We start from the raw sequence: 13,296 nt of genomic DNA on the forward strand, positions 1-13,296 counted from the left end.
AATTGAAGATGCGTTTTTTTGTGCAATAAAAATCTCGCTTTTGTTTTTGAAAAAGCTATTTTCAGACCAGACTTTGTGCGTAAATAGGGGCTAGAATTATATTAATGTTTTAGACCATACGTTACATCTTAAACTTGCTTTTTTTTAAGGTGACAGGTCCTCTTACGTGGATACGAAAAGTAGTAAAATTAAATTTACTAAATGTTACTAAATAAATTGACGTTCCTGCTGATCACCGCTATACTAAAAAAGAGATTGAAAAGGCTTTTTTTCATCGAGATAGTAGATAAACAAAGGAGCGGTGCAGATGGCAACAGTTACAAAGTTAGACAGTAAGGCATTCGGGACGTATTATGAAGTGAAAAATGAAAACGGCGTAGTTTTGGGGCTACATCCTTTTGGGGCGCGTGCCATTTCGTTAGCATTACCAGTCGATGGTACTTTGCGTGATGTATTGGTTGGATGCAAGACAATAACAGACTACAAAGAAAATAGTTATTATAATGCTACCATTGGCCCGGTCGCTGGTCGCATTGCCGGCGCACAGTTTGAATTAGATGAAACAATTTACAAAACAGAGGCCAATCAAAAAGGCAATACATTACATGGTGGTTTTGTAGGATTTGACGCGCGAAATTGGGAGGCACAAACCTTCACTAAGGATAATGAGGCTGGTGTTATCTTCACATTAAATGATCCGGATGGCAATCACGGTTTCCCTGGTAATTTAGCGGCAAAAGCAATTTATACTTTAACCGATGATAATCAATACAGTTTCAAATTTGAAGCAACCACAGACAAAAAAACTTTGTTCAATCCAACCAATCATGGTTACTACAATTTGACGGGTTCGCCCAGTGAGTCAATTGATACGCATAATTTACAAATTAACGCACATTTTGTTGCTAAAACCAATGATGACGTCACAACAACTGGCGAGAAAGTTGCGGTCGCTGGTACAAAATTTGATTTTGTGACAGGTGCTAAAATTGGCGAGACGCTTTTAGATGATCCTTTTTTGATTGATGAAGGTGCCCAAAAAGCATTAACTTTAACTGCACCAGATGGAAAAGTTGCCTTAAGTTTGATGACACAAGCTCCAGCAGTAGTTATTTATACCACTGGCACTGGGGAAGCGGGGACAGTAATGAAAAACGGCGTTATGGCAAATCACGGGGCAGTGGCGATTGAGCCACAAGGGGTGCCTGGTACTGAAATTTACCCTCAATTTGGCAGTATTACTCTGACAGCTGATAAACCTTACACAATGGAAAGTACTTTCAAATTAATTTTTTAAAAATAGGCACAAAAAAACTTCACTAAAAAATTTGGTGAAGTTTTTTCTTGACTCATTTACGTTTACGGATGTAAACTTAAAAAGAAGTTAAGATTACACTTGTAAACGAGGTGAGGATAACATGATGACAGAACCTGTCAAAATCAGCGATGCAGAATGGGAAGTGATGCGGGTATTATGGACAGTAAAAGCTGCAACTGCGCATGAGATTGCTGAAATTTTAGGTGATAAGATGGATTGGAAGCTTGCTACGGTAAAGACACTATTAGGACGGTTAAGTAAAAAAGAAGTAATTCGGAGTGAGGCAGAAGGTAAAAAATTTATTTATTACCCCAATGTATCAGAAACTGCAACTGTTCGCAGTGCAACCGAAAATCTTTTTTCTCACATCTGTGCCAAAAAGATTGGTGTAACAATCGCTGACTTAATCAACGAAGCAGAATTGACAGCAGCAGATATTGCGGCAATTAATACTGCGCTACTTGCCAAAACACCAGTAGCAAGTATTGCTTGCAATTGTATTCCTGGTCAATGTGAATGTAGTCAACATCAAGTCAAAATAAATCATTAAAAATTATGAAAAGAGGAAATCAAGATGAAACAAACATTTAATATTAGTGGTATGAGTTGTGGGCATTGTGTCGCAAAAGTAGAAGGTACAATCAATGAATTACCAGGCGTGAAAAAAGTCAAAATTAATTTAAAGAAAAACAACGGCGTGGTGAAATACGATGATAGCCAATTAACCGATGAAAAAATTATTGCAGCAGTTACGGCGGCTGGTTATCCAACTGAGGTGGCCTAATGAATAATGAGCAAGTCGCAACCTTTGTCATTACAGGGATGACCTGCGCCAATTGTTCAGCTCGCGTTGAAAAAGAATTAAAGGCACAACCAGGAGTTGCGCAGGCGACAGTCAACTTGGCTACGGAAAAAGCTACCGTACAATTTAATGAAACCACTGCCGAAGCGTTAATTAAAAGTGTGGAAAACATTGGGTATGGTGCAATTTTGGATGATGAAGCGCATCGGCAACAAGTAGCAGAAAAGAAACAAGCACGAATTCAAAAAATGCGACGGGATTTAATGATTAGTGTTGTTTTAGTTGCCCCTTTAATGGTTGCAATGATTGCGATGATACTTGGTGTTGATGCCTCCTGGGTGCACTTTTTCCATCGTCCTATCGTGCAGTTGATTTTAGTTGCCCCGATTCAATTTGGTGTTGGGCTACGCTTTTATAAAGGTGCTTATCATGCTTTAAAAACCAAAGCACCAAACATGGATGTTTTGGTCTCTTTAGGTACTACGGCAGCTTTTATTTTGAGTTTTTATAATGGTTTTTTAGGCGGTGATCCCCATGAACTTTACTTTGAAAGTAGCGGAATGATTATAGCCTTAATTTTACTTGGAAAATACTTGGAAACTACTGCAAAAAATAAAACTAGTTCTGCCATTAAGCAATTGATGCAACTACAAGCAAAAACCGCGCGGGTGGTCAATGAAGATGGGAGCCAAAGTGAAGTAGCCATTGCATCTGTAAGACAAGGAATGCAAGTAATTATTCGCCCTGGAGAGCAAATTCCCGTAGACGGCATTGTGCTTAGTGGTAAAACGACCGTTGATGAAAGTATGCTGACAGGGGAAAGTATGCCTGTGGCAAAAACAAGCAGCAGTACTGTTTTTGGCGGGACTGTTAACAATACCGGCCAATTAGTGATTAAAACCTTGAAAGTCGGCGATGAGACAGTTTTAGCTCGGATTATTCGTATGGTTGAAGATGCCCAAGGACAAAAAGCCCCGATTCAACAAATTGCGGATAAAATTTCAGCAGTGTTTGTACCCAGCGTTTTAGCAATTGCTATGGTAACATTAATTGTAACAGGACTTGTGAGTGGCAATTGGCAGGAAGCTTTAATTCATAGTGTTGCTGTACTAGTTATTGCGTGTCCGTGTGCTTTAGGGCTGGCAACACCAACTGCAATTATGGTTGGGACTGGACTAGGCGCTAAAAACGGTATCTTAATTAAAGGCGGAGCGGTATTGGAACAAGCTGCGCAACTAAATGCCATTGTCTTAGATAAAACGGGAACAATTACAAAAGGAAAACCTACTGTAACGAATTTGCAATTAGCCACAGCGGATTTATTAACTGTTTTAGTTAGTTTAGAAGCTGCTTCAGAGCATCCCTTAGCCGGTGCAATCGTTGATTATGGCACAGAAAAAAATATTCAAGCCGTAAAGGTTGATCACTTTGAAGCATTGCCTGGTTTGGGGATTGCCGGACAAATAAATGATAAAACTTATTTTGTTGGCAATGCGAAGCTTATGGCAGAAAAAGAAGATTGTGACAACTACCTTTCAAAATTAAACCAATGGTCAAAAGAAGGTAAAACAGTCATGCTGGTTTCAGATGAAACAAATGTTTTAGGGGTCGTAGCTGTAGCTGATGAAATCAAAGCAACTTCCAAAGCGGCAATTGCAACATTACAAAATCATGGGATTGCAGTCTATATGCTAACAGGTGACAACAAGGCCTCAGCTGAATATATTGGTTCACAGGTGGGAATTTCTGTTACGAATGTTTTTGCTGAAGTTATGCCAGATGAAAAATCTGCCAAAGTAGCAGAACTACAAGCAAAAGGTGCATTAGTAGGTATGGTAGGCGACGGAATTAACGATGCACCTGCGTTAGCCTTAGCTGATGTTGGTATTGCAATGGGAAGCGGAACAGATATTGCCATGGAGACTGCCGATGTAACGTTGATCCACAGTGATTTAACCTATTTGGATCAAATGCTGCAATTGTCAAAAGCGACAATAAAAAAAATAAAACAAAACTTATTTTGGGCATTTGTTTACAATACAATTGGTATTCCCTTTGCTGCTTTAGGCTTTTTAAATCCGATTATTGCTGGCGGGGCAATGGCCTTTAGTTCAGTCAGTGTTTTACTAAACTCACTTAGTCTGAATCGATTAAAACTAGAAAAGAGGGAGTAGTGATGAAAGACGCAAAAGATGTAGATGAAAAAAAGCAGCCAATGAATCATGATAAAGCGGCAGCTATGGATCATATGGCTCACATGGATCACATGGATCACAAAGGTCATCAGGAAGATGAAAAGGGTGGAAATTCTGCTGAAAACACCCAGATGGATTCCAATCATAATATGACCGGTAGCAATCCTAATCATATGGATCATGAGCACATGAATCATGAGCATATGGAACATGAACACATGAATCATGGGCACATGAATCACAACCATGGTGATCATGGGCAAATGCACCATGGAATGAGTCATGGTGATCACGATATGCAGCATATGGATCACGATATGGGTGGGATGGACCATTCTATGCATATGGGAAATTTCAAACAGAAATTTTGGCTTTCTTTAGTTTTAGCAATTCCGATTATTATCCTTTCACCGATGATGGGGGTGAGTCTGCCTTTTCAATTTACTTTTCCTGGTTCTGATTATGTCGTTTTAATTTTGGCTACGATTTTATTTATTTATGGTGGTCAACCATTTTTAAGCGGAGCTAAAATGGAATTACAAATGAAAAATCCTGCAATGATGACCCTAATTGCCATGGGGATTACGGTATCGTATATCTATAGTCTTTATGCATTTATTGCCAATCACTTTTTACACACCGAACATGTGATGGATTTCTTCTGGGAATTGGCGACCTTAATTGTGATTATGCTGCTGGGGCATTGGATTGAAATGAATGCTGTCTCAAATGCCAGCAGTGCTTTAAAAAAATTAGCTGAATTACTACCAGATACCGTGACAAGAGTTAATAAAGCGGGAAAAGAAGAAAAAATCTCGCTACAAGAAGTCCATGAAGGTGACACGTTAATTGTTCGTGCTGGGGATAAAATGCCAACAGACGGTCAGATTTTAAAGGGTGAAACAACTGTTGATGAGTCTGCCGTTACTGGTGAGTCCCGAGGTGTGATCCGTAAAACTGGAGATCAAGTTATTGGCGGATCTGTTAATGGCGACGGTACAATCCAAATTGAAGTAACCGGTACTGGTGAAAATGGATATTTAGCCAAAGTGATGAAAATGGTCAAAGACGCCCAAGCTGAAAAATCACATTTGGAAGCTTTGTCAGACAAAGTAGCAAAATGGCTTTTTTATGTCGCTTTAGTCGCTGGGGTATTGGCATTTGTCGCTTGGCTTGTAGCAGCGGATCTGCCAACGGCACTTGACCGCATGGTGACAGTCTTTGTAATTGCGTGTCCCCATGCTTTGGGTTTAGCAATTCCGCTTGTAGTGGCACGTTCAACTTCTCTAGCTGCCCAAAACGGGTTATTGCTAAAAAATCGGAATGCTATTGAAAATACGCATGATTTAGATGCAATTCTTTTAGATAAAACAGGGACCTTAACAGAAGGTACTTTTGCGGTCACCGGCGTTGAAATATTAGCCGCAGATTGGCAAGAAGACCAGGCGCTACAATATATTGGTGCTTTAGAAAAAAACGCCAATCACCCAATTGCAACCGGAATTATGAAATATATTGAAGAAAAAGAAATTGAAGTTTTAAAAGGCGAAGATTTAAAAAATATTGCTGGTGTCGGCTTGTCTGGTGTCGTTAATAACACCCAAGTTCTAATAGCAAACGACAAAGAGCTAGCAAAACGCAAACAAACAGTTGATAAAAAAACGTTGGCACCTTATTTAACACAAGGCAATACAATTAGTTACTTGTTTGTTGATGATAAATTAATTGCCCTCATTGCCTTAGGGGACAAGGTAAAACCGGAAGCAAAAACCTTTATTCAAGCGCTAAAAGATCGTGGTGTTGAGCCGGTTATGTTGACTGGTGACAATCAAGAAGCCGCTACAGCTGTTGCCAATTATTTAGGCATTGATAATTTTCATGCAGGGCTATTACCCGATGGCAAAGAAAAAATTGTTAGTGAAATGACGAATGCCGGTAAAAAAGTAGCTATGGTAGGAGATGGCATTAATGATGCTCCAGCCTTAGCCCGCGCGACAGTGGGAATTGCGATTGGTGCAGGGACCGATGTTGCAATTGACTCTGCTGATGTGGTCTTGACTAATAGTAATCCAGAAGATATTTTACACTTCTTGGATTTATCAAAACAAACCCGGAACAAAATGATTCAAAACTTATGGTGGGGTGCAGGCTACAATATTGTGGCGATTCCTTTAGCTGCTGGTATTTTGGCACCAATTGGGATCATTTTAAGCCCAGCTGTGGGAGCGATTTTGATGTCTTTAAGTACGGTTATTGTGGCTATTAATGCCATGACTTTAAAAATTAAAAAATAGTCATTGAAACTGTAAAGTCATAGAAATTTTATGATTTTACAGTTTTTTTATTCGTAGAAAAAACTTTTAGCCTAGTCAAAAAGTCAATTTTAAGCCGTTATTTGAAAAAATAGCGTGCATATTTGTTGTAGGTGTGTCAGACTTTATTGTTTTTTGTGGCAATATGCACAGGATTTGCTAAAATGAAATAACAATAGAAAAATCATTTGCCTCATCTAAGCTTAGGTGTGCTATAATGTGTTCGTTGAACTACTTTGCTATGGAATTGATAAATACTAAATACGCAGGGCGGCTTGCTGACTGCCTTTTCTATAGTGGGAATTTTTCAAGGAGGAAGCAAAATGGAACTGAAAAAGTTAGAGGTGCCGACGACTTCTATTACCGAAGTGAAAAAATCTCCAATGGATGTTTTTAATCAGGCTCGAGAAGCGGGAACAGCAGTTTACGTTTTTAATCGGGAAAAAGTAGCCGGTGTAATGTTGACTCAAGAACAATATGAAAATCTATTACAGGAATTACATAATCGTCCAGAAGTGGAAGAGGATGATTTACAAACAGCCGATGGTCTAGAAGAATTTTTAGGAAAAATGCGGACTGCTTTGATTACAGGTTCTGTAATTTCAGCTAAAAATTTAGATGAGCGGATGGTTGCCCTCGGTTTTATTACCCGTAAGACCGGTTTTGGCGGTGTTGTGGATATGATATCTGAATTAAAAGAAAGCGGCAAAATTGTCTATCAGTTACGCAAAAAACACGAAGGTAAAACGATTGTCGCAGAAATTATCGGAGAACAAGATAGCACCTCTAGTTTATTTGACAAATTGATTATTAAAAAGATTCATTTGAAAGAGTCTTAAAATAATAGCATTACTTGTTAAACGTGGGGCGCTGAATTTTTAGAGTTTTTATGAGGCAAATAAAGGCTTCAAGTTACTTATTCGTGTAAGTAACTTGAAGCCTTTTTATAATTTATAACGCTATTTAAAAAGATGTACTTGTAAGGTCGTCGCCCAAATAATACCAATAATTTGCGGGATTAAATAGAGGACAGACAAAAGTAATACTAAAAATGCTGGGTTAAAAGGTTGGTAGAAAAAGTGCCATTCAGGATGTTGATTTTGCAAAATAACGGAAAAAACAGTAGAAAGAATATTGCCTAAAAACCATAAGAATAACTGATCACAGGCTTTAAAATAAAAACCGACACCAAATGAAAAAATTAGTGTGATTAAAAAGCCAAACATCGAATGAAAATATGTATCAAGAAGTAAGGATAAGTAGACAAATGGAATTGCAAAAAACATGACGGGTAGTTTCAAAAATGCTTTTGACATCGGGCACCTCCTAGTTTAAGATGAATTACAAGTAACGGTGTTTTTTTAGTTATAATTCATTTTAGGTACTAAAAATGATAAAAACAACGTTATTTAATCATTTTGTTTTGAAAGTAATAAAATTCTTATTTTCCTCTTTGTTAAATAAAATAGAACGTTTTTTATTTTTTCGAATTTTTCGAATAAGACTGAATTTCATATGGAAGTAATTGTTATATTTTTCAGATCGATAAATGATTGTTAAAGCACTACAGCCAGCAAGTTTAATTGTTATCAAATCAGTAAGGAGATACTTTGATGATTGAAGCAAGTCAAATTTTAGATAAAATGAAGAACCAAAAAATTAACTATGACTACGTTTTACGGAAAATGATTACCCGTTGGGAAGAAGAAGAAAAACGCCCCACAATTTTGATTCATAGTTGTTGTGCTCCTTGCAGTACGTATACTTTAGAATTTTTAACACAATATGCAGACGTTACGATTTATTTTGCCAACTCCAATATTCACCCCAAAAGTGAATATGAGCGGCGTTTACTCGTACAAAAGAAATTCGTCGCCGATTTTAATGAAAAGACCGGCGCTGAGGTGGGGTTTATTGCTGCCGATTATAAACCCAATGAATTTTTAGCCATTATCAAAGAAAACCACCTACAAGATGAACCAGAAGGTGGCAAAAGATGTACGGCTTGTTTTCAAATGCGCCTCGATTTAGTAGCAGAAGAGGCGTTAAAGCTGGGGTATGATTATTTTGGCAGTGCCCTGACAATTTCGCCAAAGAAAAATGCGCAATTAATTAATCAGATCGGGATGGACATTCAAAAAATTTACAGTGTGAATTATCTACCAAGCGATTTTAAAAAGAATAAAGGTTATGAACGCTCTATTCAAATGTGTAAGGAATACGATGTCTTTCGTCAATGCTATTGTGGCTGTGTTTTTGCTGCCAAACAACAAGGGGTAGATTTAAAAGCTGTGAACAAAGAAGCCAAAGCCTACTTAGCACAACAGTCAGAGCTGACTCATTAAAATTTTGCCACTTTAAACCGTACTAAAGACTGAAACACACAGTTTTTAGCACGGTTTTTCTGTATTTTGTACTGCATTTTATTTTTATTGAAAATTTCACTGCCGCTTTTTTTCATTTTATGGTAGGATAAAACATAAAACGTGATACAGTATCAAGGTTATTCATAAAAAGGAGTGGAGAAGATGGATTTAACAAAACGCTTCAACAAACAAGTTTATCAAATTGCAGTTTCTTTAATCCGCCAGTTTGATGAAAAAGTTTCCGGCATTGAAGATATTTTGAAATTGACTTTAGGAGAACCAGATTTCAATACCCCCGATCATGTCAAAACAGCTGGTAAAGATGCCATTGAGCAAAACTTCAGTCATTATACCGGAATGTCTGGCTTAGCAGACGTCAGGGAAGCCGCTGCTCTTTTTTTAAAGCAGAAATATCACGTCGCCTATGATTACACTTCAGAAGTTTTAGTGACAATTGGTGCTACAGAGGCAATTTCCGCTTCATTGTTAGCTGTTTTAAATCCTGGCGATAAAGTACTATTACCTGCCCCTATTTACCCTGGGTATGAACCGGTTATTACCTTAGCCGCAGCCCAACCTATTTATATGGATACAACTAGTGATAATTTTGTTTTGACACCAAAAGTTTTGGAGGAGCATCTAATTGCCCATGGGGATGCTGTTAAGGCAGTAATTTTAAACTATCCAAGTAATCCTACTGGAGTTACTTATTCCAAAGCAGAAGTTAAGGCTTTGGCGGACGTCTTAAGAAAATATCCGGTATTTGTCATTAGTGATGAAATTTATAGCGAACTTTCTTATGATGAAGAGCATGTTTCGATTGCCGAATTTTTACGGGAGCAAACTATCTTGATTAATGGCCTATCGAAATCTCACGCCATGACCGGTTGGCGAATTGGTTTTATTTTTGCACCAAAAGAGTTGATCCAAGAAATCATTAAAGTTCACCAATATTTGGTAACCGCTGCTTCTACAATTTCACAAAAAGCGGCAGTTCGGGCTTTAATTGAGGGAATTGACGATGGTTTAATCATGAAAGAAGAGTATCGCTTACGGCGGGATTTTTTATATGAAAAAATGACAGCACTGGGTTTTGAAGTAGCTAAACCCTCCGGTGCGTTTTATCTTTTTGCCAAAATTCCTGCACATTTGGAACAAGATTCCATGAAATTTTGTATCGATTTAGCACAAAAGGCCAAATTAGCTGTTATTCCTGGGATTGCTTTTGGAAAAGAAGCAGAGGGGTATATTCGCTTAAGCTATGCTTCTAGTATGGAAAAATTAGTTGAAGCGATCGACCGCTTGACTGCTTATTTGGAAAATTAATGAAGATAAAAAGATGGTCACCAATTCTTTTGCTTTCGTTTACAAGACGAAAGCAAAGATTTGTTAGCCATCTTTTTTAGATTATAAAATTTTTTTACCACAGTTGTTCTTTGTTACTTTCAAAGAGTTGACGGTTTTTTTGTTAAATTTCGACTTTACGCATCAGACGACGAGTAGCCCAGTATTCTAAATCACTTAATAGAGCACCGATTTTTAGCAAAACTTCTTCGGATAATTCTTGCCGCATACTAACGCTAGATAAAAAGCGGCTGTGATAATTTGATTCTTGGTTTAAAAATGAGGTGGCAAAAGCATTTAGTTCTTCTTCTAAATTGACACTCGTGTCCTCACCTGAATAGTGAAGCCAAAATTCAACGGCGTAGCCGTAATGAACAAGTTCATAATCGGGATTTAAAAAGCACACAGGTAAATCTTCAAGTAATAGTTTCAGCTGGTTATAGTGAGTGCTTGTTGCAAAGTGGTGAACACAGAAGTTTTCAAATTGAGAATTAGGTAGCTGTACGAGTTCTTTTAAAATCGGGGAGCCATAGCGTTTCTTCTGTTGTAGTAAACGGGCTTTTTCAGCTGCCCATAGTTCTAAATCCCGCAGTAATGGTTCTAGTAAAAAGAAGCGATATTTTGCCCCTAATTCAATGTCTTTGACGATGGCTTGATAATTTTTGGGTAAATAGCTGTTTTGCTCAAAAAAAGCTTGGACGTGGCGTGCAACAAAATTTTCTTTGTCAACAGGAGCAAATTGTTCCCATAAAATACTTGCATACCCCATTACATATCGGTTACCGTTACCGTCTTCTTTTGGCACATAGGCGTATTTTGGCATTGTCGCCAAAACGGAACCATTTTTTTTGTTTTTAAGATAATAAACGGAAAAGTCTACTTCTTCACCGTCAAAATATTGGGTGATTTTCTCTTGAAAAGTGACAAAATCCATCTGTTCTAAAAGACGTGTCGTTTGTTCTTTACTTAAGTGCATCAGCGCCCCTACTTTCGGAAGTTTTCGTAATCTCATCTTAAGTTAATTGTAATTTAATTATATCGGGTATTTAGACAGAAGTAAACTAATGTAAAATAGATGCAAAGTAAATGAATGAAATGAAAGAAGGTTTTGAAATGAAATATGCTATAACCGAGTTTTTTCGTCGTTATCGTCAAGGTATTATTTTTTTTGAACAATTGCTCTTCATTCCGACAATGGTCATGATGTTAGCGGTGGGCATGCAGTATTTTGTTCGTTTTTTTCTGACTTTTATTGCAGTCGGAATCTTTTATAGTGTGATTCATTTTTTTGTACATAAAAAGCAAAGTAAAAAAGAGCGCCTTTATATTTTATTACATCCCAATCACGATCAACGTGAGAATGTTTTATTCATTGTGTTAACATTATTTTTGCTTTATGCATTTATTGTCTTTAACTTTATTAGATAATAAAAAAGTCAAAAGAATTCTGCAGCTTAAAGCCAAAGGAGCAAAATTTGCAAAAATGGCTTTTTGTTTTGCACATTTTAACTTTTAACTAAAGAGGGAAACGTGAAATAAGCCAGTTGGAAAAGCTTTTTTCACTCCTGTAACAGGACAGATAAAAAACCACTTATGAAAAAATCATAAGTGGTTTTTTTAATCTTCAAAAAGTAACTTAGAATTATTTAACTATTTATTCAAATAATTGAATAAACCGCCAATGGTTTTGTCGTCTAATTCAATTTCTTTGCCGTCTAATAGTGCTTTGGTTACTTGATAGTTATCTTGTAAGTCTGGCACTTCTTTATATTGCGCCCCAACAAAATCACTAGCTTTGTCGTATTTTTTTACTTCTTCATCTGAACCGGTTACGATGTAATGAATTTCTAACATGATTATCAATTCCTTTCTTATGTAACACAATTGTCTTTACAACTTTTATTATATTCCTTTTTTTTAAAATGAGGGTGAAATAAGCTCATGACAAATTGGTTTACGTAAATTTTACAATGCTTGATAAAATCTTTACACACTGCTTATATCAAGTTTACAAAGCTTGTGTAAACTGAATTTGTAATTAAAGATAGGAGTGGAAAACGTGAAAAAAGTATATTTAGTAGCAACTGCAGTGGCAGCAACTTTATTATTAGCGGCCTGTGGGAATGGTAATGCAAAAACTGGAGAAGAAAATAAAACAAGCGGTGCAAAAATTACCGCGGTTGGTTCAACAGCCTTACAACCATTAGTTGAGGCAGCCAAAGATAGTTTTACTACTGAAAATCCCAATTATCAAATTACTGTTCAAGGTGGCGGAAGTGGTACAGGGTTGAGCCAAGTTGCTGCTGGTGCTGTAACGATTGGCAACTCAGATGTTTTTGCCGAAGAAAAAGATGGTGTCGATGCAAAAGAGCTAGTGGACCACAAAGTAGCGGTTGTAGGAATGGCTCCGGTAGTAAATAAAGACGTCGCAGTCAAAAATATTTCCCAACAGCAATTAATTGACATTTTTACTGGTAAAATTACCAACTGGAAAGAAGTTGGCGGCAAAGATGAAAAAATTGCAGTCGTTAATCGTGCTTCTGGCAGTGGGACCAGAGCAACTTTTGAAAAATGGGGACTTGATGGTGCAACACCGGTGCAATCCCAAGAACAAGATTCTTCTGGCACCGTGAAAAAAATAGTCGCAGAAACACCGGGGGCTATCAGTTACTTGGCGTTATCTTATATTGACGATAGTTTACAGGAACTTTCTGTTGATAATGTGACGCCAACCCCAGAAAATATCGAAACAAACAAATGGAAAATCTGGTCTTACGAACACATGTATACAAAAGGTGAACCAGACAAGGATGTAAAAAAATTCTTGGATTATCTACTAACCGATGAAATTCAAAACGGTCCTGTAAAAGAATTGGGTTACCTGCCAATTACCACTATGAAAATTGAACGTTCTGTTGACGGTAAGGTGACAAACAAATAGTCACACTCCTTTTAAGAA

13 protein-coding genes are annotated in these 13,296 nt (G+C 37.4%); 10 read left to right on the plus strand and 3 right to left on the minus strand.

The window, feature by feature from the left end; all coding sequences use genetic code 11:
- Nucleotides 1–307: 307 nt before the first annotated feature.
- The 6 genes from P3T75_RS04390 to P3T75_RS04415 all read left to right on the plus strand — a co-directional run bounded on the left by P3T75_RS04390 (nt 308) and on the right by P3T75_RS04415 (nt 7,466).
- Entirely contained in the window at nt 308–1,297 is a 990-nt protein-coding gene (locus tag P3T75_RS04390; RefSeq protein ID WP_206904899.1) for an aldose epimerase family protein, read from the plus strand.
- 121 nt (nt 1,298–1,418) lie between these two features.
- Complete coding sequence (locus tag P3T75_RS04395; protein ID WP_206904898.1) at nt 1,419–1,868, plus strand: CopY/TcrY family copper transport repressor; 450 nt, start codon at nt 1,419–1,421, stop codon at nt 1,866–1,868.
- A 24-nt stretch (nt 1,869–1,892) separates the two neighbouring features.
- Complete coding sequence (gene copZ, locus P3T75_RS04400; protein WP_206904896.1) at nt 1,893–2,102, plus strand: copper chaperone CopZ; 210 nt, start codon at nt 1,893–1,895, stop codon at nt 2,100–2,102.
- A complete protein-coding gene (locus tag P3T75_RS04405; protein WP_282462319.1) occupies nt 2,102–4,294 on the plus strand; it encodes a heavy metal translocating P-type ATPase in 2,193 nt (730 codons plus the stop codon). Before copZ ends, P3T75_RS04405 begins: the two co-directional genes overlap by 1 nt.
- A 152-nt stretch (nt 4,295–4,446) precedes the next feature.
- Complete coding sequence (locus P3T75_RS04410; RefSeq protein ID WP_407649839.1) at nt 4,447–6,609, plus strand: heavy metal translocating P-type ATPase; 2,163 nt, start codon at nt 4,447–4,449, stop codon at nt 6,607–6,609.
- A gap of 341 nt (nt 6,610–6,950) precedes the next feature.
- Nucleotides 6,951–7,466 carry a type II toxin-antitoxin system Phd/YefM family antitoxin gene (locus P3T75_RS04415; protein ID WP_206904883.1) on the plus strand — a complete coding sequence of 172 codons (516 nt, stop codon included), beginning with the start codon at nt 6,951–6,953 and terminating at the stop codon, nt 7,464–7,466.
- Between the two features lie 120 nt (nt 7,467–7,586).
- Here the strand turns inward: P3T75_RS04415 and P3T75_RS04420 are convergent, their stop codons facing one another.
- The gene (locus tag P3T75_RS04420) at nt 7,587–7,943 is read right to left on the minus strand and encodes a hypothetical protein (protein WP_282462320.1); all 357 of its coding nucleotides are present in this window, start codon (nt 7,941–7,943) and stop codon (nt 7,587–7,589) included.
- A gap of 297 nt (nt 7,944–8,240) precedes the next feature.
- Between P3T75_RS04420 and P3T75_RS04425 the strand changes: the two genes are divergently transcribed.
- Together P3T75_RS04425 and P3T75_RS04430 are read left to right on the plus strand one after the other, a co-directional pair.
- On the plus strand, nt 8,241–8,972 hold the full coding sequence (locus P3T75_RS04425; protein ID WP_206904880.1) for an epoxyqueuosine reductase QueH: 732 nt from the start codon (nt 8,241–8,243) through the stop codon (nt 8,970–8,972).
- A gap of 183 nt (nt 8,973–9,155) precedes the next feature.
- A complete protein-coding gene (locus P3T75_RS04430; protein WP_282462321.1) occupies nt 9,156–10,319 on the plus strand; it encodes a pyridoxal phosphate-dependent aminotransferase in 1,164 nt (387 codons plus the stop codon).
- A gap of 142 nt (nt 10,320–10,461) precedes the next feature.
- Here the strand turns inward: P3T75_RS04430 and P3T75_RS04435 are convergent, their stop codons facing one another.
- Nucleotides 10,462–11,313, minus strand: a complete 852-nt coding sequence (locus tag P3T75_RS04435) for a hypothetical protein (protein WP_282462322.1) — start codon at nt 11,311–11,313, stop codon at nt 10,462–10,464.
- 110 nt (nt 11,314–11,423) lie between these two features.
- Between P3T75_RS04435 and P3T75_RS04440 the strand changes: the two genes are divergently transcribed.
- Nucleotides 11,424–11,765 carry a hypothetical protein gene (locus P3T75_RS04440; protein ID WP_230709139.1) on the plus strand — a complete coding sequence of 114 codons (342 nt, stop codon included), beginning with the start codon at nt 11,424–11,426 and terminating at the stop codon, nt 11,763–11,765.
- 222 nt (nt 11,766–11,987) lie between these two features.
- Here the strand turns inward: P3T75_RS04440 and P3T75_RS04445 are convergent, their stop codons facing one another.
- Nucleotides 11,988–12,191: a hypothetical protein gene (locus P3T75_RS04445; protein WP_206904875.1), complete on the minus strand. Its 204-nt coding sequence runs from the start codon at nt 12,189–12,191 to the stop codon at nt 11,988–11,990.
- A 205-nt stretch (nt 12,192–12,396) separates the two neighbouring features.
- On the opposite strand from P3T75_RS04445, the gene P3T75_RS04450 reads away from it, so the two are divergent.
- Nucleotides 12,397–13,278: a phosphate ABC transporter substrate-binding protein gene (locus tag P3T75_RS04450; RefSeq protein WP_282462323.1), complete on the plus strand. Its 882-nt coding sequence runs from the start codon at nt 12,397–12,399 to the stop codon at nt 13,276–13,278.
- Nucleotides 13,279–13,296 lie beyond the last annotated feature (18 nt).

The organism is Enterococcus montenegrensis (genome assembly GCF_029983095.1).
Lineage (GTDB): Bacteria > Bacillota > Bacilli > Lactobacillales > Enterococcaceae > Enterococcus_C > Enterococcus_C montenegrensis.